Source organism: Polynucleobacter sp. JS-Mosq-20-D10, assembly GCF_018687755.1.
Classification (GTDB): domain Bacteria; phylum Pseudomonadota; class Gammaproteobacteria; order Burkholderiales; family Burkholderiaceae; genus Polynucleobacter.
In genome coordinates this window covers 1238584-1262164 of record NZ_CP061305.1, presented here as the reverse complement: position 1 = coordinate 1262164, position 23581 = coordinate 1238584, and the positions used below count along the sequence as shown (strand labels likewise).

Genomic DNA, 23581 nt, shown 5'->3' with positions numbered 1-23581 from the left:
TTTTATTCAGCTACCTTGGCACCTTCGATGCCATGCTTTTTCATGGAGTGAGCGATAAAACCTGAAGTCTTTAAATCTTCAACGAGGCCACTTAAATAGACGGTTGTTTTTTCGAACTCAACGCGTGATTTTGGGACTCCAATTGCCTGATGAATCACCATAAATCTACCTGGCAACATTCGTAAATTACTATATCGCTTTGCATCTGCCTCTAGCTGCTGTTTCACTCCTGCAGCAACATTCCCTTTGCCGCTCATAAAGTCATCCACGACAGATTGAGAGTTGATTGACCGAAGCGGGGTGGCTTTTTTGATTTCACGTGTGAGATATAGATCATAGGCACTAGCTTTACCAACCACAATCTCATTGTCAGCAACATCAACCTCTTCATTGTTCTTTATGGGTGAAGCCGTTTTGACCATATAGGCGCCCTCAATTTGGATATAGGCAGGGGTATAGCTAATATCTGCTCCACGCACTGGATCGATGGCTACAAAGATGAGATCTAGCTGATTAGCTTGAAGAGCTTCCACTATTGCCCCAGCACTTTTGAAGGAGATCAGTTCTACTGGTAGGTCGATTCGCGCTCCAACTTCTTTAGCAATATCTATCGTCACTCCCTTAGGTTGAGGCTCACTCTGATCAATTGAGCCTGCTAAAACTGGATTGCCTAGGTTAATGCCAATACGCAGAGTGCCAGTTGGTGCGAAAGATTTGATCATGGCGTTATCCATGGATTGATTCAGCACTGCATTAGGTGTTTGAGCTAAAACTAACTGGCATATGAACAGCAGACTACAGCTAAGAATTATCTTCATAAAAGGGCAAGGGAAAATAAATCAGTATAAAAAAACCGCGGCGAACCGCGGCTTATTTATCTCGGGAAGGGATTATTTCTTGGTATCAGCTGCTGGAGCTGCTGGAGCTTCTGCGGGTGCAACTGGAGCTGCAGGAGCATTTTTCTTAGCCTCTTCCATATGAGCAGCTTCAGCACCATGCTTTTCGCCACCCATATCAATGTCGCCGTCGCCTTTGATGAGCAAGTAGGCTGTAGCAGCAATTAATACTAGTACCATGATGATGATTGAACGGTTGCTCATTGCATTTCCTTCGGTTTGGTTAATATTCTCTTATATTAATGCCTGAAACGCTCCCAGTAAATCCGAATCAGCCCTAGATGCAAAATTAATGCAATATTCTAGGTAGTAATACTAATTCTGACCTTGTATCCTAGGGCTTGCCTGTCTGCTGAACTGAAGACAAGCCATTTTTTTAAAGGTTGAAATAAAGGTTTAAATATGAGCCCAAGACTCCCTCTGAATAATTCCCAAACCATTACTGATTTTTTAAAGCTTCAGAAAAACCAGTTAGCAGAAAGTGGTTCTGATGATTCTTATAGATTTGCATTCGACGATCAGGCTTTTTTGGCGCGTCGTGAAACTCTAGGCCTACGCTTTCAGTTGGAGTTGCTCAAGCCAGAGATCTTGTTGCATGAACACGGTGTTGAGCACACCATTACCGTATTTGGCTCAACCCGTTTTGTCAGTTGCCAAACGGCCCAGGAATTAGAGAGAAGCGCCAAAACACCGGAAGCCCAAGCGGATGCTAAACGGGCTTTACTGCACTGTAAGTACTATGACTCGGCTAGAGAATTCGGGGCAATCGTTGCGGGCTACAACGCTACTCAATCTGAAGATCGCAATAAGTTGTATATCGCTACTGGTGGAGGCCCCGGAATTATGGAAGCCGCTAATCGTGGTGCATTTGAGGCTGGAGATAAAGCCATTGGTTTTAATATCAGTCTGCCAAGAGAGCAGCATCCCAATCCTTACCTCACGCCAGGCCTGAGCTTCCGCTTTCATTATTTTGCGATTCGTAAAATGCATTTCATGCTGAGGGCAAGGGCAATTGTGGCCTACCCAGGTGGATTTGGTTCCTTTGATGAGCTTTTCGAGGTGCTCACCTTGATGCAAACCAAAAAAGTTGAACGCTTCCCAATCATCTTGGTTGGAAAAACATTCTGGCAAGAAGCAATCAACTTCAAGCAGATGCTGGATCATGGCGTGATAGATCAAGCGGACATGGATTTAATGCATTTTGTAGAGACTGCCGAAGAGGCCTGGGCAGTGATTCGGAATTGGTACCAATTAGCCTAAGAGAATGACTCATAAGACCTGTAAAATGACTCTCTAAAGATTATGTCCATTACCAATACCCTTGCCCTTACTTCCGAGCTAGATTTACCGGCTTACTTGTTTGGAGTTGCCATGCTGCTCATTGTGATGCTGGTACATGGATTTGCTTTGCTCCAAATTGCAAAGCGCTATGAGGTGAAGTCATTTTTATACTTATCAGAGCATAAGTACTCTTCAGTAGCCCTTGTATTTTATGTCAGCGTGCTGTGTTTATTTCTGACCCATATCTTTGAGATCATTCTCTGGGGAATCTCACTTCGAGTATTTAATCTCCTGCCGAATTTAGGTGAGAGTATTTTATTTAGTGGCAGCACCTATACAGCAATGGGTTTTATGGACGATCTTCTGCCGAGCGGCTGGAAGATGCTGGCGATCATCATTGCCTTTTCGGGAATGTTTGCTTTTGCTTGGACTGCGTCGGTCATGATCTCCATGACAAAGAATTTTCGTCAGGCTTATACCCGTTTACATATGCAAAAACTGAAGATAGCGCCTGAAGTCATAGAGCGTTTTAAGTAAGGTATGAGTCAAGCATGAGTAAGGCATGGGATGCCATTGTTATAGGCGGTGGAGCTGCTGGACTCTTTTGCGCTGGTATTGCTGGTCAGTTGGGTAAGAAAGTCTTGGTGCTTGACCATGCTGATGTCTTGTGCGAGAAAATTCGGATTAGTGGCGGCGGGAGATGTAATTTCACCAACTTGCATAGTAGTCCAGCAAATTTTCTATCCCTAAACCCCCATTTTGTAAAAAGTGCTCTAGCACGTTATCCCTCAAAGGAATTTATAAAGTTAGTGCAGTCTTATCGCATTGCTTATCATGAGAAACATCAGGGTCAGTTATTTTGCGATGATTCGGCAAAGCAAATTATCGAGATGTTGCTTACTGAATGCGCTAAGGGCCATGTCGATATCCGCCACCCAGTCTCAGTGCAGTCAGTCTCAAATATAGCAGGGGGATGGATTGTTAAAACCAATGCTGGTGAAGAGCGAGCCAGCTCATTAGTAATGGCAACCGGTGGTCTTCCAGTCCCAGCAATTGGCGCAACAGCATACTCTCTAGATATCGCGAAGCAATTTGGATTAAAGGTGATTGATCCACGTCCCGCGCTTGTCCCGCTCTCATTCACGTCTGGTGAATTTGATAATCTTATTGAATTATCTGGTCTAAGCTTACCGGTGCGTATTGCGGCAGGCTCCAAGGGAAAGCGTTATGGTGCATGTCGCTTTAATGAGGATCTACTCTTAACGCATAAAGGCCTCTCTGGGCCTGCAGTTTTACAGGCCAGTAGTTACTGGGCCGAAGGTGAGGAAATTCACGTTGATTGGTTAGGCGCAGTAGAGGCTCATGGTCAATTTAGTTGCGATGAATTATTCAATCACGAGGATAACCGCCTTAAGTTAACAGAAAATATCTTGGCTTCAGTAATGCCATTGCGCCTAGCAAAAGCATTTGCTGAGCAGAAAAATCTCCTGGGAAAAAAATGGGCTGAAGTTTCTAAAAAGGATCGCCATTCACTCAAAGAGCTCATTACCAATTGGTCAGTAAAGCCAGCTGGAACTCTAGGTTGGAAAAAAGCTGAGGTGATGTTGGGCGGTGTAGATACCAAAGAGCTTGACGGTCAAACGATGATGGCCCGAAATTATCCGGGTTTGTATTTCATTGGAGAGTGTGTTGATGTTACGGGGCATCTTGGGGGTCATAATTTTCAGTGGGCCTGGGCTAGCGGTTTTGCTTGTGCTAGCGCCCTCTAGGCTAATGCAGCTTAAATTCATTTCTCTTAAACATGCACAAACCATTTTATAAAGCAGTCATCTTCTCAATTATCTTATTGGGCTTTTGGGCCTCTCTTGGTGCCCAAGCCGCATATCCAGATAAGCCAATCAAAGTCATTATTGGTTTTCCAGCAGGTGGACCGCTTGATGCCCATATGCGCTTGCTGGTTGAAAAACTACAAGCTACCTTAGGTCAACCCGTGATCGTGGATTACAAAGCAGGGGCAGGTGGTACGGTGGGAGCGCAATTTGTGGCCCAATCCCCCGCTGATGGATACACATTACTATTGGCCAATACCGGTACGATGGTAATTAATCCGGCGGTTTACACAAAAACCTCTTATGAGACTCTAAAAGAATTTCAGCCGATTGCAAGGACCGCACAGCAGCCTTTAGCCTTGATAGTGAATAAGGATGTGCCAGCACAAACCCTAAAAGAATTGATAGCCTATGCCAAAGCCAACCCTGGGAAATTAAATTATGGCTCGGCTGGTAATGGTGGCATCTCCCATCTAGTCCCGGAAATGTTAAAAAATGAAACTGGTATTTTTATGGTGCATATTCCTTTTAAGGGCAGTGCTCCAGCCTTCACCGATCTGATAGCAGGACATGTGCAGTTTATGGCTGAGTCAGTTCCTCAGGCAGCCAATTATGCCAAGTTAGGAAAGGTGAGGGCGCTCGCAGTTACGAGCGCAAAGAGAAACCCGGCACTGCCAAGTACACCAACAGTGATCGAGACGGGTATTGCGAACTTGGAGGTTGTTGGCTTTTATGGAGTCTTAGCGCCCAAAGGGACTCCAACAGAAGTGGTTAATATACTGAGCCAGGCTTTTAAGGAGACCTTAGAGTCTGCTGATATTCAAAAAAGGATGCTTGAGCAGGGTGCCGATCCGGCTTATCTGAGTGCAGATCAATTTACTAAATTTCTAGCGGTGGAGATGCCGCGCTGGGCTAAAGCCGTAAAGCAAGCCGGAGCTAAGCTAGACTAGTTTGCTTGGTTTCTCATCCAGTCGGCAGTATTAAAAAAAGACTCTTCTAGCTGGGCGCCAATCTGACTATCAATCCCGCAGTCCTCCATCGCGCGATACATGCAGGCTAGCCATTGATTGCGTTCTTTGAGGCCAATCTTGAAGGGTAGATGTCTTGCACGTAGCATTGGATGACCATGCTTGGGGGAGTAGATATCTGGGCCACCCAGCCAACCCGACAAAAAGAGTTTGAGCTTTTCTCGGGAGCTCGATAGGTCTTGTGAATGAATGGCTCTCAATGCTTCAAAGGGTTCTTCTAGCGCCATTAAATCGTAGAAGCGGTCCACTAGCTCCTCAATCTTTGCTGCGCCACCAATCATTTCGTATGGATTTTTTCTATCGCTCATGCCCCAATTTTAATGCCAAGGCAGCAGGGAATTGGCAAGAATGCGATTTGGGTATAGAGTAGAAGTGTGCTTTTTGATTGACCAGAATGTTTATTTAACTTAAGGAGAGATGCAATGGACCACAAGGATATTCAAGCATGGCAACAAGAAAAAGCGAAAGAACTATTTGCCTATTCCCATAAATTACTGGATGCCGCAAAAGATCTAAGCGAGCATCATCTTGAAGAAATTCAGTGGGGCATGAAAAATGCCATGGAGAGCGCTAAGTCTGCTGCTAAAAATGATCTTGCTAAGCTTAAGGAGCTTCAGGAATTGGCAACCAAGGAAGCTGCAAAACGTGCGACTGTTTATCAAAAGAAAGTGAAATCTGTTCTTAAGGATATTGGCGATGATGCTGCTGATGGAACTGAAAAGCATTTAGAGAAAGTTCGTAGCTCCTTGGTGAACTGGCTTGAGGATGTTGAAGGTAAGTTACCAGGACATGCTGACAAGCTATCTAAAGTGGTGCATGACATGTCAACTGCTGGGCAGAAGATGTTTAAAGAGGGTCGTAAAATTGTGGATCAAGTTGCTGATGCTGCTGAGAAAAACATCGAAGAGCATCTGAGGAAATCTTCGGACTCAAAGAAGAATTCTAAATAGCCAGACACTACGCAAGATTGGCAGCCACCCAGATGGGTGGCTTTTTTATACCCAGCCCTGAAGCCAGATCTCAGAATCTTTCAGTTCGCGCCAAGGTATAACTCGTACATGCTGATCAAAGACGGCCTCTAGCTCAACGAACTCAATTGCCTGTTCAGGCAGCTCCGGAAGAATGACCTTACTCACTAAAAAGTGCTTACGCTTATGTGACGGTTTCACAGCAGTCCATTTAGTAAGCAATAGTTTTTTGGGGCTAAGGAGATTTTTTTCTTTAGAGTTCATTGCACTGAAATTCATTTGTGTTGCTGACGAGTTTGCCTGAACTCGTTGTAAAGATATTACTGGAGTCCTGTATTTGGGTAGGACATTTCAGATCAAAATAACTCAGCGGACCAAGGCTGCCACAGAAGTCGTATTGACGATCCTGAAACTGCATCTGCGCTTTTTTGAGAACCATGGAAGATTTATTTCCAGCGCTATCTATGCACGACCAGGTAGTGTAGGTTTCTCGCCCACAAGCTGAGAGTCCTAAAGCCAAGATCAAGAGGGCGACTGTTTTGTGCATCACTACTATCAAAGCACCCAGAAGTGATGGGTTCCATCCTTGCCAAGTTGCTCTACTAAACCAAATTCCCAATCTAGGTAGGCCTGCATCGCTGCGGGATCAACGCTGGTCCCTTCATATGGCCGCTTGTAGCGATCCATTGGGGGTGATGCTAAATGAGTAGCCCCTTTTTCAATATCAAGGCCAGCCTTGATCCAAGCTGCATTACCTCCAGTTAATACGAGTACTTCCGCCTGAGCGAGAGATTGAATGAGTGCTTGAATTTCTTGTGCAGCAAATACTGCTAACTCGCCCGTAGTGCTGGTAAGTACGTAACGATTTGCTACGGGAAGATTCTTGAAGGCGCTGGCAAACTGAGAACGTAGTGCAAACCAACTACCAGGAATATGGCCTTTAACATAATTTGCATGGGTGCTGAGATCGATGAAAATTGTCTTGGCATCATCCTTTAACCATGATGAAGCAGTATTCGCATCCACCATTTGAATATGAGGCGTTTGCGGCTGAGGTGCAATCCAGATTCCTTTCTCAGTCAGATCCGTTTCTTTGATGTCATCAATTACATAGACATCCCAAGCCATCTGCGCAAGCCATGAAGCTGGCATATTTGCTCTCACTGTACTCGGATCGGATAACACGATGCGTGCACCACGAACAGGCGCCACCATTTCTGTCTCTTGAACCAATTGCCCACCTGGTATTGAGCGAAATCCAGGTAGGTGACCTGCTTCGTATTCTTCAGGCGTTCTTGGGTCAAAGAAATACGTGGTTCGCTCGGCTTGAGATTTCCATTGCTCGATATCGGCAAGCTTAACCCGCTTAACCCCAGCCTTGTCGGCAACGCTCCGTGCGCGCTCAGCAGCCTTGGTAGCAGTACTCTCGCTGACCTCTTTGAATTGACGACTTTGACCTTTATCTAGCTCCTGACCAGCTAGGGTCCAGCCAATCGTGCCATTACGTAATGCATTCACCTCGTTTGGAATACCGGCATTAATGAGTGATTGAGTGCCGATGATGCTGCGCGTTCTTCCTGCGCAATTGACGATGATCTTAGTCTTAGGATTGGGCGCTAATTCTGGAAGGCGCAAAACCAACTCAGCACCTGGAACGCTAATACCCGTAGGAATGCTCATAGTTTGATATTCATCAAAGCGACGCACATCCACCACCACTACATCTTCCTTGTCATCAATTAATTTCTTCACTTCTTGTGCTGACAGGGAAGGCGTATGCCGCTTTGATTCCACAAATTCACCAAAAGATTTGCTTGGAACATTTACATCTTTAAAGACCTCTCCGCCAGCAGCCTTCCATCCTGTAACGCCGCCTTTAAATACTGAAACATCCAAATAGCCAAGCTTGGTGAGTCTTTCCGCTGCTAATTGCGCAAGCCCTTCACCATCATCAAGCGTAACAATCGGCACATCTTTTCTGGGAAGCTTACTGAATGCATCAACCTCAATACGTGATAGTGGAAGATTGGCAGCAAACAAAGGGTGTTCTTGTGCATGAGGATCTTCTTCACGAACATCTAATAGAGCGATTTCTTCTTTTTTGAGTAACTTATTTCGGACAAAAGCATAGTCTTGATTTTTGATGGACATCATTCTTTTCTGTATTTTTTTGGGGTGGTTAATTTAGGCGTTAATCTAAGGAAATATTCAATTTTTATGCAAGATATCGGACTAAAAGTGCCCCGAAAGCGTCGGCTTGCCTATTTAAGGCCTTAGGTAATAAATAGGGCATTTTTTGTTTTTTTTGCGTGCATCTCCATTGTTTTTAATGGTTTTTCTTATTTTGGAGGATTTATGCAATATAAGAGTTATCCCTAGGGCTAGACCTGTAATTCCCTGCTTTTTATGGGGATATACTATTTGCGAGCTTAATACTCAAACTTTAATTAAAGATCTAGGAGACAGGATGTCACAACACGATACATTGTTGGCCGCTTTTGAAACTTACAAAGCAGAGAACGAAAAGTTTATTGAAAAGGGCGTTAAGGCATCTGCTGCTCGTGCTCGTAAAGCTTTGCAAGAAATTGCTGGCGCATGTAAAGAGCGTCGTAAAGAAATTACCGCTGCCAAAGAGGCCATGGAAGCTAAGAAGTAACGCTTCTTACTTTTTATTGAATTCAGCCTGGCCCCCACAAGGAGCCGGGCTTTATTTTTATAGGCTGACAGAAAATAAAGTGAGCTTCATTGCTTTACTTCGAATCGCTAGTAAGTTTTGATATTCTGGGCTATTGGCCCACGATTCTGAGTGCTCTAGATCTGGGAACTCCAGCTCTACAAAGGCGCTAAAGGAATCACATTTCAACTCATTCCATAAAAATGTATTGAACGATCCACGAGAGAGGATCTTGCCCTGATAGCGGCTAACCGTATCCCCTACCTGCGACCGGTACTCCTCAAATGCCTCACGATTATTTAACTGAATAAGACCAATCACCTTAATAGTCATTTCATTTCCCAGAAAATGATCAAGCTAGTGTATTTAATCTCAAGCTAGATTGAGATCGAGTTATCAAATATCGCCCATCGCAAATTCTAAATTGATCGATTAAAGCTACGTTTGGGTGGGCCACTGCGCTTAGCTGCAGGTCTGGCTCCGCCATTACCGCTACCATTACTGCCGCCAGCATTGCCTGGTCGAGGCTTTCTGGATTGCTGGTGTTGCTGGCTTCTCAATTGGATGGGTTGTGCTACTGCATTCGGATCTGGTTCAAATCCAGTAATGACTTCTTGCGGCAGCTTTTGCTTGATGAGTTTTTCAATATCTCGGAGCATCTGATGTTCGTCAACGCAGACTAAAGAAACGGCAACTCCGTTTGAACCAGCTCTACCAGTCCTGCCAATGCGGTGAACATAATCCTCAGAGACATTTGGCAGATCGTAGTTCACAACGTGAGGTAGTTGATCAATGTCGATACCGCGCGCAGCAATATCAGTAGCTACTAGAACAGTGATCTTGCCATCCTTAAATTCTGCTAAAGCTTTGGTGCGAGCACTTTGGCTCTTATTACCATGAATAGCCATGGCGGTAATGCCATCTTTCTCAAGTTGGGTAACTAATTTATTAGCACCATGTTTTGTACGAGTAAATACGAGGACCTGCTGCCACTGATTTGATTTAATCAGATGCGCTAACAAAGGATGTTTTTGGTTTCTATCTACTGGGTGGATGAGTTGGGCAATAGCGTCATTGGTGCTATTGCTCCGCGCCACTTCAATTAATGCTGGTGAATTCAGCAAGCCATCAGCTAAGGCTTTAATCTCGGTAGAGAAGGTTGCTGAAAATAGTAAGTTCTGTCGTTGCTTTGGCAATGCTGCCAGTATCTTTTTAATATCCCGCAAGAAGCCCATATCTAACATACGATCTGCTTCATCAAGAACCAGAATTTCAATATTAGCGAGTGAGACACAGTTCTGTGACATGAGGTCAAGGAGGCGACCTGGTGTTGCTACCAAGATATCGAGTCCTGCAGCAATGGCTTTAATTTGGGGATTGGCACCGACGCCGCCAAAAATAACAGTCGATTTAAGGCCAGTATATTTGCCATAGGTTACGACCGATTCTTGAACTTGAGCAGCTAGTTCGCGGGTGGGGGTCAAAATCAATACGCGTAATTGACGCTTGCCACCAGTCTTCGCTGAACTGCTTAAGCGCTGAAGAATCGGCAGGGTAAAGCCGGCAGTTTTACCGGTGCCGGTTTGGGCGGCGGCTAGTAAATCTCCACCCTTTAATACAGCGGGGATCGATTTTTCTTGAATGGGGGTAGGGCTGGTATAGCCTTCCTCGCTGATCGCGCGAAGAATGGGTTCTGATAAACCAAGATCTGTAAATAACATAGGAGCCAAATAAATATTGGCCCGTATTCAATTAAACGACTATCCCGGCCAATGGGGTGAGCTGCCACACTTGCAGTGTTTGCAGAAAGAGTTGCTATTTTAAGCTATCAGGCCGCATTCCAAAGATTTGGCGTTACAGAATTGGCATACCCCGAGATAAATAATTTTTCTGAGCCTGTAGTTGGATCAAATACAGCTCGTTCGATACGGCCAATGTTGCCACCATAAACATGGATGCTAATAGAGGTTTGGTCGCTCAAGGCGTTCTCCACTACATGAATGTCATGTGTATTGGGGGATACAGTGGCTACTTGACCTGGATTGCAAATGAAAGACTGATCGGCCTGATAGCTGCCATCAGGTTGGCGGTAATAGTCGGCACTACGTTCTTGCCCTCGTAACTGACCAATCATTCCCCAGACGGTGTGGTTATGCAGCGGCGTCTTTTGACCAGGACCCCATACAAAGCTCACTATGGAAAAGCGGTCTAAGGGATCCGCATACAACAAGTATTGCTGGTAATACTGTGGGTGTGGTTTGCAAAACTCCTCTGACAGCCAGTCATCAGACTGGATTAAGTTTTCTAGGAGTTTTTTACCTTTGGAAAAAATGATCTCTTCACTCGGATGGGTTTCCAGTAGCGTTGCGAGACCTTTTACAAAGCTCAGTAATTTTCCTTCTTGCATACGTGCTCCTAAATTGAAGTCTTATTGATCAGCTGCAAACAGCCAATCAGGAAGGCCCTTAGGTTTAAGGGTGGTGGTATCAACACAAACAATATGAAGAACAGCGCTGGCAATCAGCTCGGGCTCGCTACCCGCAACAATTCGTTTAGCAGTTTGTTTTACTGCAATTTGAGTGCGACCACGATGCTCAATCAGCTGATCAATACTTAAGAGATCATCTAAGCGTCCCGGCCTATGAAAGTTCATCGTGAGCTCTCGAACGGGAAGAAGAATGCCAAATTCATTGACTAATTTTGTTGGACTTAAACCTCGTTGCTGAAGCCACTCCGAGCGACTGCGCTCAAAGATCTCTAAATAACGCGCGTGATACACAAAGCCTGCTGCATCGGTATCAGAGTAGCAAACGCGAAAAAGAAAAGGGGGGTGATTAGTTTGAGTCATGATCATTTCAATGCTATTAGTTACGTAGAATCATATCGCGATGTGGAATACCAGCTTCGTCATAAATATCGCCTTGGGCAATAAACCCAAATTGCTCGTAAAACGGGATCACTGTTACTTGGGCATGTAGCTCTATTTGTTTAATACCCTGAGATTGACATGCATTTAGTAAAGCCCCCAGTAGTTGTTTACCAACGCCTTGCCCTCGATACTTTGTCAGTACCGCCATACGTCCAATTCTTCCAATGCTTCCAACACTCCCAGTTAGGGTAACAAGGCGAGCTGTACCTATACATTCTGAGTCTGCATAGGCAAGTGCATGCTGAGCATTGAGGTCGAATTCATCGAGCTCCATCTCTTCTAGAACGCCTTGCTCCTCGATAAAGACGCGCTTTCGAATGGAGTAAGCATCTAGCTTGGCGTCCTGCCAGGTTTTAATCAGTACCACTAGAGCCATCACGATAGCGATCTGTTATTGATAGAAGAGGGGGCGAATGAGTCATCAAGGCTTCTAATTTAGCAAATTGAACCCATTTAAGGTTTAAATAAGAGCTCTAAGGTTAGAATAAATCGGAGGCTTTGCTTAGCATTGCCCCTTAAAACCTTTATTTAGGAGTTATTTTGAAGAAATCTTTACTAGCTACATTAGTTGCCTCACTCGGTTTAGTTGTTGCAGGCTCAGTATTTGCTCAAGCACCAGCAAAAATGTTGCCTTTGGCAGCCGAAGCAGTTGTATTGACTGCTACTGTTGATTCAGTCGATGTAAAGAAGCGCATCGTAGTGCTGAAAGACGCTAACGGTAACTTGGCTCAAATGAATGTATCCAAGCAAGTCAATGATTTGGATAAAGTGAAGAAGGGCGATCTGTTTGTGGTTGAGCACGCTCAAGCGATTGCAGTTGGTTTAGTTGCTGCTCCTAAGGATGCCAAGCCTGGCGTTTCAGGTGTCCGCGCTGTCGTCATCTCTGGCAAAGGTTCAGCTAAGCCATTTGAAGAGACTACTGACACTGTGTATGCAACCGTCAAAATTAGCACAATCGATGCAAAAACCCGTGTTGTGACATTCACATTGCCATCAGGTGAGAAGCAAAGAGTGAAAGTGGATCAAAGCGTCTTAGGTCTTGAGAAATTTAAGGCTGGTGATGACGTGATGGTTGAGTTCGTTGACGACACCGCAATTGGTTTCGTAACACCAAAGAAGTAAGCATTCAATAATGTATTCAGCATGACTTAGTGCTGATGTACTAAAGAAAAAGGCCCGCATTGCGGGCCTTTTGCATACCAGCTAATCACTTAAGCGTCTTTAGCAATCATGACATCAGAGGCTTTAATGACCGCCCAAGCCTGATCTCCAGCCTTGAGATTTAACTCATCAACTGCCTCATTGGTAATAGAGGCGGTAACAATATGGCCAGCACCGATATCTAATTTAACGTGAGAGGTAGTTTGACCCATTTTGAGTTCAACTACTTTTCCGCTAAGAGTATTGCGTGCGCTGAGTTTGACTTTAAGTTCCATGATTTCTCCTATTGGACGTATTGTTTGGCGTAGACGGCATCATTGTAGAGGGCTTCTTTGTACTGAGCTTTTCCATAATTACGAATGATGGCCTGACCTTCATCAGATGCTACAAACTGAATGAACTTAGCGGCAATATCGCGATTTTCAGTTGCACCAACAGGTGCTACTAAAGCATCATAGGTATTGACTAAGTAAGGGTCACCTCGATACAGAATCTGCAACTCAGGAGCGATATTTTTCTCTGCCACCCAAGTGCTGCTATCTGTCATGAAATACGCTTTATCTGTATTTGCTCTTTTGAGTGATGCTGTCATAAAGTCATTGGTTACGATATACCAATTACCTTCTGGCACGACCCCCGCTTTTTTCCAAATATCCATTTCTTTTTGGTGCGTACCCGATTTATCACTTCGAGAGATAAAGTTGGCTTGGGTCTTTGCAATCTTTGTATAAGCATCTGCACCACTACTTGCAGATTGGATCTTGGCCTTATCGGCTTTAGGGCCCACTATATAAAACTCATTAGATCCAATCAGCGTTCTACCAGTTGCCCATCCTTCAGCAATTGCCTTGTTAACCCCATCTGGTGCATGCACCATGATCATGTCAACTTGCTTCGTTTTCAGCAAATTGAGGGAGGCGCCGCTTCCTGCCTTAATCCACACCAAGCGCGCACCTTCTTTTTTATCAAAGGCCTCACCAAGTTGTTGTAGTAAACCCAACTCACCAGGGCTACCAGTGGCTAATTTAAAGCTCTTAGCACCTTGACCATAAGTAGCCTCTACTTTTGGCGGATTGGATTGCGCTGTCGACGTTTGCATTCCAAGTCCCAATAGCAAAGTGGTGAGTAGGGTGCTAGTGAATAGATGTGGATATTTCATCTGCATTATTTCTTGGCGTTCGGGAAGAAGAGTTGTTCGCCACCAATTTGATAGCTGGCAATCACGTCTTGACCATTTTTAGAAGTAATCCAATCAATGAATTCTTGGCCTTCAGCTTTTTTCACATGCGGGAATTTAGTTGGGCTTACCAACATCACGCCATATTGATTAAATAGCTTTGGGTCACCTTGAACTAGGATTGTTAAATCGCCACGATTCTTAAATGAAAGCCAAGTAGCGCGATCGGCCAAGATGTAACCATTCATTGCGGAAGCAGTATTTAATGCTGGACCCATACCTGAGCCGGTTTCTTTGTACCAAGCGCTTGGAGCCACCGTGACAGCAGCATCTTTCCAGTAGCGCAATTCAGCCGCATGTGTACCACTCTTGTCGCCACGGGATACGAATGGTGCCTGTGCTGTAGCGATCTTTTGAAATGCGACTTTGATGTCCTTGCCACCACCAATTTTGGCTGGATCTGATTTGGGGCCAATCAAGACGAAGTCGTTGTACATGACTTCAACACGTTTTGTGGCAAAGCCCTCAGCAACAAACTTTTCTTCAGCTGGTTTGTCGTGCACAAAGACCACATCGGCATCACCACGACGTCCAATATCTAAGGCTTGGCCAGTACCAACGGCCACTACTTTGACATCGATTCCACTCTTCATTTTGAAGATTGGCAAGATAAAGCCAAAAAGACCAGATTGCTCTGTGGAGGTGGTTGAGGAAAGGACAATACTTTTCTCTTGTGCATAAGCTGAGCTGCCTACCAGCATTAGTGCAGCAACGGCTCCTGCCAGTAATTGCTTAAATGAGAATTTCATTTGAATAGAGCTCCATGAGTTAGGTTCGGTTAAGATTTGTCATATTACAAAACATCAATATGCAAAAAATTACATATGAGAATTCAGATCCGGCCAACCCTCGTTTTTGGAAATAAGAATGCTAAAGATCCAGCTGTGGTGGATTTGGTGTGGTTGACTGCCTTATTAAAAGACATTGATCACGGTAAAACACTGATGTCTGCCTGTAAAAAAATGGGGCTCTCTTATAGAAACGTTTGGCAAAAACTCAACGATGTAGAGCTGGCCTTGGGATTTAAGTTGATGGATCGTGTGAGGGGGCACGGCTCTCAATTATCAGAATACGCAAGATACTTGATTCAATTTACCGAAGACTTTGATCAAAAGACGATGCGATTAGGGCAATCCAGCCTGTCGCACCTAGAAGAAGGCTTTGCCCAATTTAGGGTGAAGGCCAAAAAACAATGGCGCTTTGCTAGTAGTAGTGATCCGATTATTCAAAAGGCGGTATTCAATATTGGTGGCTTTGAACTCATTACTGCTGGATCGGGCGAGGCTTTAGAGCGACTACAAAATTATGAAGTTGATATTGCCGGTTACCACGTTTCAGATCCCAAAAGTTCCTTGATTATTTCTAAGCAATTACAAAAAGAGGGGATGCAAATATTCCCCGTAATGAAGCGTGTACAAGGTCTGTTGGTGGCCAAAGGAAATCCACTCAATATTATTTCTCCTAAAGATTTACTAAGACCCAAAATTCGCTTTATTAATCGCCAAAAAGGATCTGGCACACGTTTGCTCCTGGATACGATTTTGGCTAAGGAAGGTATTGATGCGCAGGGCATTAAGGGCTACGAAAATGAAGAGTTCACCCATTCCGCAATTGCTACAGCGATATTGGCTAAAAAAGCAGATGCCGGCATGGGTGTCAAAAGTATTGCATTGGAGAATGGGCTAGATTTCATTCAATTGAAAGATGAAATCTTCTTTCTTGCCATGAACAAGGACCTTAGCCTGAATACCGATTTCGCAAAACTGATTCGGAAAATTCGGGTTCTTTCCAGCGCTAGTCCGGGCTATAGGTCGATCGGGCTCAAGCGGCAGATTGCAGGTTGGCTTTAACTAGCGCAAGCCTAAATGAGTACGCCGATTGAAAAATGAGATAAATTATGAGTCATACCCACTTATCTCTGAGAAGCCACCCATGAAATCGCTCCTTCGCCCCTTTATTCTAGCCGCTTGTATTTTCTCCCCATTAGCCGCCTTTGCTGAACCTGGTGAGAATACTTATAAGCAAGTCTGCGCAGCCTGCCATGGCGCTGGCGTTCTGAAGGCTCCTAAGTTTGGTGATAAAGCTCAGTGGACCCCATTGATTGCCGAAGGTCAGGTCACCCTCACTGCACATGGATATGTTGGCGTGAGAGGAATGCCCGCCAAAGGCGGCAATCCCAATCTCTCGGTGGAAGGATTCTCAGAGGCAGTGGTTTATATGGTTAATAAGGCCGGTGGCAACTGGAAGACTCCTGATGCAAAAACCCTAGCAGCCATCAACAAAGAAATTGAAGCGCGTAAAGCGAGCCTGAATAAGAAGCCGTAAGCGCATGACTTTATTGCCACATCAGATTGAGATCATTGGCTACTGCGCTGCATTTTTAACTACGATTGCCTTTCTGCCTCAGGCCATTCAATCTTGGCGCACCAGAGATCTCTCTGGGATCTCGGTGGGGATGTATAGCCTATTTACTGCTGGGGTGGGTTTGTGGCTCATCTACGGTCTCATTATTGAGAAGTGGCCCTTGATTTTGGCTAACGCCTTGACCTTTGCCTTGGCTCTGAGCATCTTGGTGCTCAAGCTCCGTAGTAAGGGGCAGTAATGACATTGATTCAAGTGATGTCATAATTTATTTAGATCAGAGTTATTAAAAATTAGACATTCATTACAAAGGCCATTCATGAGCAATACATACGTCATCGATCCCCCCATTGTTCCATCGCTACCCGTTGTAGGCGATACCCGCCGTTTTGCTGTAAATCGCATCTATTGCGTGGGTCGTAACTATGCTGATCATGCTCGTGAGATGGGTCATGACCCCGATCGTGAGCCGCCATTCTTTTTTATGAAGCCGGCCAATTCAATCGTTACCGATGGTAAAGACATGCAATATCCAAACCTGTCAAATGATGTTCACCACGAGATTGAGATGGTTGTCGCGATTGGTAAGGGCGGCGCCAATATTTCTGCGGATAAGGCGCTAGAGCATGTTTATGGTTACGGAGTTGGGCTGGACATGACTCGTCGTGACTTGCAAGGCGAAGCAAAAAAAATGGGGCGCCCTTGGGATACTGGAAAAGCATTTGATCAATCTGCCCCATGCGCTGCTCTGACGCCTGCCACTCACTTTGGTCATCCTACTAAAGGTGCAGTCAAGCTCCTAGTGAATGGTGAAGTGCGCCAAGAGGGTGACTTAAACCAACTGATTTGGAATGTTCCAGACACCATTGCATACCTCTCTACTTTATTTACGCTTGAGCCAGGTGATTTAATTATGTCTGGTACACCTGCGGGCGTGGGTCCTGTAAAAAAAGGTGATGTACTTGAAGGATCTGTCGAAGGTTTAAGTCCCCTGAAAATCAAGATCGTATAAATAGTTTAAGCAGTTCAGACAGACAAAGGGATGGAGATGAGAATTAAGGCGCTGGGAATCGCGATGGTAATGTGCGTTGGCGGCGTCTCACTTTCGGCCTGCACATCGGTTGATCAGCCCAAGGCGGAAGCTCCACCACCCAGTCGCTATGCCAATGCCAGTCCCTTAGATTTGCGCCTGAGTACTTGGCCTTATCCTTATCCCACTAAAGAATTTAAAACCTCTATTCAGGGGCAGCCCGCCAGTATGATTTATATGGACGTGCCCGCAGTTGGTAAGCAGAAGGGGGTCGTGGTTTTGTTTCATGGGAAGAATTTCTCAAGTGATTATTGGGCGCCTACGATCAAAGGATTGGCTGCGGCAGGTTACCGAGTCATTGCTCCAGATCAAATTGGCTTTGGCAAATCTTCCAAACCAGACGTTGCATACCACTTCGATGATCTTGCTCAGAACACACAAGCCCTGTTGAAATCACTCGGTGTCAGTAAGACTTCAGTGATTGCCAACTCCATGGGTGGCATGGTAGGCATTCGGTTTGCGCGTCTTTATCCTAAAACTGTCCAGAAGCTGATCTTGGAAAACCCATTGGGTCTTGAAGACTACAGCAAAGATATCCCGCCACAAACGAATGACAATCTACTCAAGCTAGAAATGGCGCAAACAGAAACTAGTTATCGCCGTTTCTTGCAATCTTATTTTCCGGTCTGGCAGCCGAGCTTTGAGCAGTTTGTAGAGGTGTATGTCAGGATTCAAAAAGGGCCTGACTACCCAGCGTATGCAAAGACCTCAGTGTTAACTTATCAGATGATTGCTGAAAAGCCGGTAGTGGGTGACTTGCCTCAACTGAAGATGCCGGTATTGCTGGTCATTGGCCAGAAAGATAGAACCGTATTTGGCCGTCGCTTTGCTCCACCTGAGGCCGTTAAGTCTTTGGGTAATTTTCCCGAGTTAGGTCGAAAAGCGGCTCAGGTGATTCCGAATGCCAAGTTAGTTCCCTTGGACAATGTCGGGCATATTCCGCATATTGAGGTGCCGGATATTTTTGTGCAGACGGTAGTGGATTTCTTAAACTCGAAATCCTGAAACAGGCTGTCATCGATCAGGTGACTAGTGGCTGATCTTTATTTACCAAGCCACTGAGGCGGGCGTCCTTCAAGGAAGGCGTTGACTCCTTCTTTGAAGTCAACGCTGTTGTAAGTCTGCCTCATGAGTTCAGTGCAATCCGGTAAGTTACTCTCCATCAAGCGTGCCAAAGTGACTTTGCTCGCCTTTTGTGTAATCGGTGCGAGTGCTACTAATTTACTGGCCAAAACTTCTGTTACTTCTGTAATGGTATCGGGGGTAGTGGTTTGATAGAGGTAGCCTGAGTTGAGTAACTCGGGTGCTTTAATGAGTTCTGCACTTAGTAACATGCGCTTCACCATTGGCGCGCCTAAGTGAGAAGCGATCCAAGATAGATTGCTGGGCGATAAACAGTTACCTAAGGTCTTGGCGACCGGAATACCAAAGCGCGCATCATCAGTTGATATTCTGAAATCACATGCGGTAGCAATCAGTAGCCCACTACCCACCGCCAATCCTTCAATGAGTGCAATTGTCGGAATAGGTAAATGTTGGAGTGAGTGAAAAATGGCATCTACCGCAACTTCATAGGCCTCATCTTTTTGGAGATCTACAAATTGCTGAATATCACTGCCCGATACAAATGCTTTATCACCAGCACCTCTAAAAATAGCGACCCTGATCTCTGACATATTTGCTATCGCATCGCAAATGCGCTTAAGTTCTTCATACATAGACCATGTCAAGGCATTGCGCGCTGTGGGATTGTTGAAGGTGATTCGGGCTATGGAACCATCAAACTGGAAATCGATGCAAGGTGGGGTGGATTTCATGGTCTCATTCTATACAAAAGACCCTTTGAGTAACTTGTTTTTAGGTCTGGATCGACCTGCGATAAAATTCATTCATGTATATGTTTCTACCTTTCCTGACAGCCTGTATCGGCCTTGTCCTTGTGTGGTTTGAGAAACGTTTGGCAGGTTTATTTGTACTTGCTATTACCGTCGCCATCTTGATGTTCTGGTTCCGCATTCATGCGAACAGTCATCTCAATCTCAATTTCTAAAGAAGATGAGCAAGCATTCTTTTCCTTCCTTGGCAGGTCTTGGTAATCAGCTTGCCTTAGCCGCGATTATCAGCATGTTGTCTTATGCCTTTGTCGACCAACTGTATTTTGGTGAATTGCCATGCCCACTGTGTCTGATGCAACGCATGGGTTTTGTGATTATCGGTTTTGCACTGGTGCTCAATATTCGTTGTGGAGCGCATTTCGCTCACTACGGCTGGGGCATCATCGGTGGCTTAGTAGGCATGATGGTTTCTTTACGCCAAGTGCTCTTGCATGTTTTACCGGGAGATAAAGGATTTGGCGCAACTTTTTTAGAGCTGCACTTCTACACTTGGGCTTTTGTGGGCTATCTTGGTCTCATCGCGGGATTGGCAATTCTATTGATGCTGCCTAACCGAGACGTGCGTTCGCGTTCACTGTTTGCCAACACAATAGTCATGATATTTATTGTTTTAGTCTTTGCTAACCTGGCTTCCACTCTGTTGGAATGCGGCATTGGCCCTTGTGCTGATGATCCCGTTAAATATGACGGATGGATTTGGTTGCGTACGCGTTTTGGTTTTTAAGTTAATGCCTGTGAAGTCTCTTCTAGCCCTGCTGGTTTTCTTGGGTTTGACTAATTTCGCCCAATCCCAAACAGGTAAAACTGAGACTGCTTGGCCCAAACAAGCCATTCGGATTGTGGTGACCTTCACCCCTGGTGGGGCACCTGATATTTTGGCGCGTGTACTGGCCGAGAGTTGGCAGAAGAATCTAGGCGTACCAGTGCTGGTGGAAAATCGACCTGGTTATGGTGGCAACATCGGCGCTGACCTGGTAGCCAAGAGCGAGCCAGATGGCTACACACTCCTCATCGGCACGGTGGGTATACATGCAATCAACGGTGCTCTCTATGACAAGTTGTCTTTTCATCCGATCAATGATTTCACGCCCATTAGTTTTTTAGCAAGTACCCCCAATGTACTGGTGGTGAATAAGATGTTGGGCGTCAACAATCTGCACGAATTGATTGAGCTCGCCAAGGCCAAGCCCAATGAGCTTACTTTTGGCTCCTCTGGTGTCGGCACTTCATTACATATGTCTGGTGAACTCTTTAAAGAAATGACTGGAGTGCAGATTCGGCATATTCCATACAAAGGTAGAGCTCAATCCTTGCCCGATCTCATTAGTGGACGTATTTCTATGCTGTTTGATAATCTATCTTCATCGCTGCCTTTGATTAAGGCGGGAGAGGTTCAGGCTTTGGCAGTAACTACTTTAAAACGCTCTCCAGCAGCTCCAGAGATTCCGACCATGGCAGAGCAAGGCTTGCCTGGATTTGAGGCTACATCGTGGTTCTCCCTCATGGCGCCAGCAAATCTACCTTCAGCCCTACAAAAGCGCTTAAATACCTTGACTCGCCAAACCCTTAATCAGTCCGAAGTCCAAAACAAGCTCCGTGCCAGTGGTTTGGAGCCAGCGCCAGGCAGTCCACGGGAGCTCGATAAGTTGATCCAATCCGAGAGCAATAAATGGGGTAGGATTATTTACAAATCAGGCGCAAAATTAGAGCAGTAGCTCAATGCGGCAAAGTAATAAATATCTTAATAAAAGCCTTATTCCTGTCAGCCTAGATTTAGGTGAAGCGTTAAAGGTAGTAGGAGGCGACCATTTAAAGGGGTCTACTATGAATACAGCTCAACTGCAATACCCATTCAGCATCTCTAAAGTGATGCTAGCGCTCTTCACGGCAACAGGATTACTGGTGCTTGCATCAGCGCCGGCTCAGGCGGGCAATGTCGGTTGGGCGGTCTCCGTTGGGGGAGGTTACGGCGGCGGCCATGGTGGCGGTTGGCGTCCGGCAGCATATGGGCCAGGTTATGGCGGCGGATGGGGCCCAGGCTGGCGTGGTGGATATTACGGTCCCGGCTATGGCTACCCTTATGCTGCTGGCTACTATGCGCCACCCGTGGTTTACGCAGCGCCACCAGTGGTGAGTTATTCGGCTCCGCAACAGCCTATGGTGTTAGCTTCCCAACCCCAAGCTCCAGTTTGGTATTACTGTGAAGCGAGCGGGCAATATTTCCCATACGTGCAAAGTTGTGCATCGGGTTGGCAGACTCAGCCGGCGATGCCACCTTCTGGTAACGCACCCACCAGCCAGCATAGACAAAATTAAGTAATTGACTCAATTTAGGGAATGAATATGAAACGTGCCGTACTGACTTTGGTCATCATCAGCTCTTTGGTTGCTTGTGTCTCTGCGCCAACTGGTCCAACCATTGCGATCATGCCGCGTGAAGGTAAACCTTTTGAAGTATTTCAGCAGGAAGATCAGCAGTGTCGTGAGTTTGCTGCAAATGCGATTAAAGATACTAGTAATGCCGCCTTAAAAGAAGGTGCAACTAGTGCTGCTATCGGCGCTGCTATCGGTGCGGCAGCGGGTGCGGTGATTCAGGGGGGTAGTAGTCAGAACATTGGCACTGGTGCTGGCGTTGGCTTGCTCGGCGGCGCAGCCATGGGCGCTATGAATTCCTCGGGCAAACAAAATCAAGCACAGGCTCAATACAATATTGCTTATCAGCAGTGCATGTACTCGAAAGGTAATCAGGTGCCAAGTTATCCATCCCAGGGAGGTAGCCCTAACTACAGACCTCCAAGTAGTGGATTTAAACCTATTCAGTAAAACAATTTACTGAAATTAAACCTGAACCGGCGGATGCGTTTTCTCAAAGCGTGCTGCCGTTCTTCTAAAGAGGTAGAGCAAGAGTAGTGCAGCCAATCCTAAGCTCATACTATTGCCAGCCCAAAAGCCATTAGCACCCTGCAAAAACTCCGGGGTATTGCCAAATACATTAAAGCCCATCAAATATCCGCCACCTAAGCCTACGCCCCAAAGTGAGCCTGCATAAATCAGCATAGGCCAGAGGGCAATTCGATAGGCGCGCAGAATAAATGCTGCAGTAACTTGCAAGGCATCAAAGAGTTGGTAAAAAGCAATAAACAAAAAGAGTGGAATAGAGAATGCCTTTACCTCGTCCGGTGGATCGTAAAGGTCTAGCAAGTTCGCTCTAAAAATCCACACCATCACACCGATGAAAACACACAAAGTAGTGGTGAAGAAAACCGATGACCAGCCAATTTCTTCTGCACGTTCTTGTTTATCTGCACCAATGGATTGGGATACCAGGGTCATCGTGGCAATCGATAGGGATAGGGGCACCATGTAAATTACCGTCCCCATATTGGCCACAATTTGATGGCCTGCTAAAGCGGTGGTACCTAAGCGCGCAATAAAGAGTGACATGAAGGTGAAGGAGGTCACTTCAATTAAATAACTAAAGCCAATTGGCGCGCCCAATTTCAGAAGGGTCCAGATGCGATGCCAGTCGGGCCAACTAAAGCGTGCAAAGATTTTGAATGGCTTGTAGAAGCTATCAAAGAGCACGAAACCAAGCGTGATGATGAGCCAGAACCAATTGATGATGACAGTGGCTACTGCGCAACCTGGTCCACCCATACCTTCAATACCAAAGCCTCCATAAATAAATAAGAGATTGAGTGGTAGTTTTAATCCCAAACCAATCAGTTGCACTACGGTAATGACTGTTGGTCTTGAAACGGCATTGTGCAGCGCCATGAGCACGCGCATTGCCATACTGGCAGGTAAACCAATTGCCAGGATATGGAGATACAGCTTGGCTTTACCTTCAATATCTGGAGTTACCTGAGAGATTTGCAGTAAGTGATTTGCATTGAGCAAGATTGCAGTACCCAATAGGGTGAGTCCAAGAGCGAGCCAGGTGGCTTGACGCACTTCTTCACCAATCTCACCAAAACGCTTAGCGCCAAAGAGTTGTCCGGCAATTGGGGCGAGGGCAGAGATCACGCCGGTGAGACCAACATAAATACTAATAAAGATAGCTGAAGCCATCGCCAGAGCAGCTAAGTCATCGGCAGAATAGCGCGCAGTCATAGCCGTATCTAAAACGCCAAAGGTAATGACTGCTAGCTGACCAATCAGTAGTGGGCCCGCAAGTTTTAGAAGGGAGGGGATATCCTCGCGCAAACGCGATAATTTAAAGTGCAGCACGT

General features: G+C 45.6%; 33 protein-coding genes. 17 read left to right on the top strand and 16 right to left on the bottom strand.

The features are described from left to right. Positions 1–2: 2 nt before the first annotated feature. Positions 3–722, bottom strand: a complete 720-nt coding sequence (locus tag FD967_RS06500; RefSeq protein WP_251368993.1) for an ABC transporter substrate-binding protein — start codon at positions 720–722, stop codon at positions 3–5. A 168-nt stretch (positions 723–890) separates the two neighbouring features. Next, a complete protein-coding gene (locus FD967_RS06495) occupies positions 891–1100 on the bottom strand; it encodes a hypothetical protein (protein ID WP_215325157.1) in 210 nt (69 codons plus the stop codon). Between the two features lie 198 nt (positions 1101–1298). On the opposite strand from FD967_RS06495, the gene FD967_RS06490 reads away from it, so the two are divergent. The 4 genes from FD967_RS06490 to FD967_RS06475 are packed head-to-tail and all read left to right on the top strand — an operon-like array spanning position 1299 to position 4956. Further along, the gene (locus FD967_RS06490; RefSeq protein ID WP_215325156.1) at positions 1299–2156 is read left to right on the top strand and encodes an LOG family protein; all 858 of its coding nucleotides are present in this window, start codon (positions 1299–1301) and stop codon (positions 2154–2156) included. A gap of 42 nt (positions 2157–2198) precedes the next feature. Next, on the top strand, positions 2199–2714 hold the full coding sequence (locus FD967_RS06485; RefSeq protein ID WP_215325155.1) for a hypothetical protein: 516 nt from the start codon (positions 2199–2201) through the stop codon (positions 2712–2714). A 14-nt stretch (positions 2715–2728) separates the two neighbouring features. After that, positions 2729–3946 carry an NAD(P)/FAD-dependent oxidoreductase gene (locus FD967_RS06480; RefSeq protein ID WP_215325154.1) on the top strand — a complete coding sequence of 406 codons (1218 nt, stop codon included), beginning with the start codon at positions 2729–2731 and terminating at the stop codon, positions 3944–3946. 32 nt (positions 3947–3978) lie between these two features. After that, the gene (locus tag FD967_RS06475; RefSeq protein WP_215325153.1) at positions 3979–4956 is read left to right on the top strand and encodes a tripartite tricarboxylate transporter substrate binding protein; all 978 of its coding nucleotides are present in this window, start codon (positions 3979–3981) and stop codon (positions 4954–4956) included. Here the strand turns inward: FD967_RS06475 and FD967_RS06470 are convergent. Beyond that, positions 4953–5342, bottom strand: coding sequence for a group II truncated hemoglobin (locus tag FD967_RS06470; RefSeq protein WP_215325152.1), 390 nt, complete (start codon positions 5340–5342; stop codon positions 4953–4955). The genes FD967_RS06475 and FD967_RS06470 overlap by 4 nt on opposite strands. Positions 5343–5456: 114 nt before the next feature. Here FD967_RS06470 and FD967_RS06465 point away from each other — a divergent pair, with 114 nt between their 5' ends. Then, positions 5457–5984 (top strand): hypothetical protein, encoded by a 528-nt coding sequence (locus tag FD967_RS06465; RefSeq protein ID WP_215325150.1) that lies wholly within the window; start codon positions 5457–5459, stop codon positions 5982–5984. A 45-nt stretch (positions 5985–6029) separates the two neighbouring features. Here FD967_RS06465 and FD967_RS06460 read toward each other — a convergent pair whose 3' ends face one another. The 3 genes from FD967_RS06460 to FD967_RS06450 are packed head-to-tail and all read right to left on the bottom strand — an operon-like array spanning position 6030 to position 8153. Continuing rightward, positions 6030–6266 (bottom strand): TIGR02450 family Trp-rich protein, encoded by a 237-nt coding sequence (locus FD967_RS06460; protein WP_215325148.1) that lies wholly within the window; start codon positions 6264–6266, stop codon positions 6030–6032. Beyond that, the gene (locus FD967_RS06455; protein WP_215325146.1) at positions 6256–6549 is read right to left on the bottom strand and encodes a hypothetical protein; all 294 of its coding nucleotides are present in this window, start codon (positions 6547–6549) and stop codon (positions 6256–6258) included. The genes FD967_RS06460 and FD967_RS06455 overlap by 11 nt, the downstream gene beginning before the upstream one ends. A gap of 8 nt (positions 6550–6557) precedes the next feature. Then, on the bottom strand, positions 6558–8153 hold the full coding sequence (locus FD967_RS06450; RefSeq protein ID WP_215325144.1) for a rhodanese homology domain-containing protein: 1596 nt from the start codon (positions 8151–8153) through the stop codon (positions 6558–6560). 316 nt (positions 8154–8469) lie between these two features. Between FD967_RS06450 and FD967_RS06445 the strand changes: the two genes are divergently transcribed. After that, positions 8470–8658: a hypothetical protein gene (locus tag FD967_RS06445; RefSeq protein WP_173942993.1), complete on the top strand. Its 189-nt coding sequence runs from the start codon at positions 8470–8472 to the stop codon at positions 8656–8658. 57 nt (positions 8659–8715) lie between these two features. Here the strand turns inward: FD967_RS06445 and FD967_RS06440 are convergent, their stop codons facing one another. The 5 genes from FD967_RS06440 to FD967_RS06420 form a co-directional block, all read right to left on the bottom strand. After that, complete coding sequence (locus FD967_RS06440) at positions 8716–9009, bottom strand: DUF1330 domain-containing protein (RefSeq protein ID WP_215325142.1); 294 nt, start codon at positions 9007–9009, stop codon at positions 8716–8718. Between the two features lie 86 nt (positions 9010–9095). After that, positions 9096–10397, bottom strand: coding sequence for a DEAD/DEAH box helicase (locus tag FD967_RS06435; protein ID WP_215325140.1), 1302 nt, complete (start codon positions 10395–10397; stop codon positions 9096–9098). A 107-nt stretch (positions 10398–10504) separates the two neighbouring features. Beyond that, positions 10505–11083, bottom strand: a complete 579-nt coding sequence (locus FD967_RS06430) for a hypothetical protein (protein WP_215325138.1) — start codon at positions 11081–11083, stop codon at positions 10505–10507. Between the two features lie 21 nt (positions 11084–11104). Continuing rightward, on the bottom strand, positions 11105–11524 hold the full coding sequence (locus tag FD967_RS06425) for a YbgC/FadM family acyl-CoA thioesterase (RefSeq protein ID WP_215325137.1): 420 nt from the start codon (positions 11522–11524) through the stop codon (positions 11105–11107). A 16-nt stretch (positions 11525–11540) separates the two neighbouring features. Beyond that, positions 11541–11981, bottom strand: a complete 441-nt coding sequence (locus FD967_RS06420) for a GNAT family N-acetyltransferase (RefSeq protein WP_215325135.1) — start codon at positions 11979–11981, stop codon at positions 11541–11543. Positions 11982–12145: 164 nt separating this feature from the next. On the opposite strand from FD967_RS06420, the gene FD967_RS06415 reads away from it, so the two are divergent. After that, complete coding sequence (locus FD967_RS06415; protein WP_251366923.1) at positions 12146–12727, top strand: hypothetical protein; 582 nt, start codon at positions 12146–12148, stop codon at positions 12725–12727. A gap of 89 nt (positions 12728–12816) precedes the next feature. Here the strand turns inward: FD967_RS06415 and FD967_RS06410 are convergent, their stop codons facing one another. From FD967_RS06410 to FD967_RS06400, 3 genes are read right to left on the bottom strand one after another with little or no spacing between them, the layout of a single operon-like run. Beyond that, positions 12817–13041, bottom strand: coding sequence for a molybdopterin-binding protein (locus FD967_RS06410; RefSeq protein ID WP_215325134.1), 225 nt, complete (start codon positions 13039–13041; stop codon positions 12817–12819). A gap of 8 nt (positions 13042–13049) precedes the next feature. Beyond that, positions 13050–13925, bottom strand: coding sequence for a substrate-binding domain-containing protein (locus FD967_RS06405; RefSeq protein ID WP_215325133.1), 876 nt, complete (start codon positions 13923–13925; stop codon positions 13050–13052). A 5-nt stretch (positions 13926–13930) separates the two neighbouring features. After that, the gene (locus FD967_RS06400; protein WP_215325132.1) at positions 13931–14752 is read right to left on the bottom strand and encodes a substrate-binding domain-containing protein; all 822 of its coding nucleotides are present in this window, start codon (positions 14750–14752) and stop codon (positions 13931–13933) included. 75 nt (positions 14753–14827) lie between these two features. Here FD967_RS06400 and FD967_RS06395 point away from each other — a divergent pair, with 75 nt between their 5' ends. The 5 genes from FD967_RS06395 (at position 14828) to FD967_RS06375 (ending at position 18459) form a co-directional block, all read left to right on the top strand. After that, positions 14828–15853, top strand: a complete 1026-nt coding sequence (locus FD967_RS06395) for a substrate-binding domain-containing protein (protein WP_215325131.1) — start codon at positions 14828–14830, stop codon at positions 15851–15853. A gap of 82 nt (positions 15854–15935) precedes the next feature. Then, positions 15936–16328 (top strand): cytochrome c5 family protein, encoded by a 393-nt coding sequence (locus FD967_RS06390; RefSeq protein WP_215325130.1) that lies wholly within the window; start codon positions 15936–15938, stop codon positions 16326–16328. 4 nt (positions 16329–16332) lie between these two features. Further along, the gene (locus tag FD967_RS06385) at positions 16333–16605 is read left to right on the top strand and encodes a SemiSWEET transporter (RefSeq protein ID WP_215325129.1); all 273 of its coding nucleotides are present in this window, start codon (positions 16333–16335) and stop codon (positions 16603–16605) included. A 78-nt stretch (positions 16606–16683) separates the two neighbouring features. Next, positions 16684–17376 (top strand): fumarylacetoacetate hydrolase family protein, encoded by a 693-nt coding sequence (locus FD967_RS06380; RefSeq protein WP_215325128.1) that lies wholly within the window; start codon positions 16684–16686, stop codon positions 17374–17376. 36 nt (positions 17377–17412) lie between these two features. Beyond that, positions 17413–18459 carry an alpha/beta fold hydrolase gene (locus FD967_RS06375; protein ID WP_251368992.1) on the top strand — a complete coding sequence of 349 codons (1047 nt, stop codon included), beginning with the start codon at positions 17413–17415 and terminating at the stop codon, positions 18457–18459. Positions 18460–18497: 38 nt separating this feature from the next. Here the strand turns inward: FD967_RS06375 and FD967_RS06370 are convergent, their stop codons facing one another. Next, positions 18498–19271, bottom strand: coding sequence for an enoyl-CoA hydratase/isomerase family protein (locus FD967_RS06370; RefSeq protein WP_215325126.1), 774 nt, complete (start codon positions 19269–19271; stop codon positions 18498–18500). 80 nt (positions 19272–19351) lie between these two features. Here FD967_RS06370 and FD967_RS06365 point away from each other — a divergent pair, with 80 nt between their 5' ends. From FD967_RS06365 to FD967_RS06345, 5 genes are all read left to right on the top strand, one after another. Beyond that, complete coding sequence (locus tag FD967_RS06365) at positions 19352–19504, top strand: DUF5993 family protein (protein WP_215325124.1); 153 nt, start codon at positions 19352–19354, stop codon at positions 19502–19504. A 5-nt stretch (positions 19505–19509) separates the two neighbouring features. Next, a complete protein-coding gene (locus tag FD967_RS06360) occupies positions 19510–20073 on the top strand; it encodes a disulfide bond formation protein B (RefSeq protein WP_215325123.1) in 564 nt (187 codons plus the stop codon). Next, complete coding sequence (locus FD967_RS06355; RefSeq protein WP_251368991.1) at positions 20033–21064, top strand: tripartite tricarboxylate transporter substrate binding protein; 1032 nt, start codon at positions 20033–20035, stop codon at positions 21062–21064. The genes FD967_RS06360 and FD967_RS06355 overlap by 41 nt, the downstream gene beginning before the upstream one ends. A gap of 109 nt (positions 21065–21173) precedes the next feature. Further along, the gene (locus FD967_RS06350) at positions 21174–21665 is read left to right on the top strand and encodes a hypothetical protein (RefSeq protein ID WP_215325122.1); all 492 of its coding nucleotides are present in this window, start codon (positions 21174–21176) and stop codon (positions 21663–21665) included. Positions 21666–21692: 27 nt separating this feature from the next. Continuing rightward, the gene (locus tag FD967_RS06345) at positions 21693–22172 is read left to right on the top strand and encodes a glycine zipper family protein (RefSeq protein WP_215325121.1); all 480 of its coding nucleotides are present in this window, start codon (positions 21693–21695) and stop codon (positions 22170–22172) included. A 15-nt stretch (positions 22173–22187) separates the two neighbouring features. On the opposite strand, the gene FD967_RS06340 is transcribed toward FD967_RS06345, so the two are convergent. Then, positions 22188–23579 carry an MATE family efflux transporter gene (locus FD967_RS06340; protein ID WP_215325120.1) on the bottom strand — a complete coding sequence of 464 codons (1392 nt, stop codon included), beginning with the start codon at positions 23577–23579 and terminating at the stop codon, positions 22188–22190. Between the last annotated feature and the right edge of the window lie 2 nt (positions 23580–23581).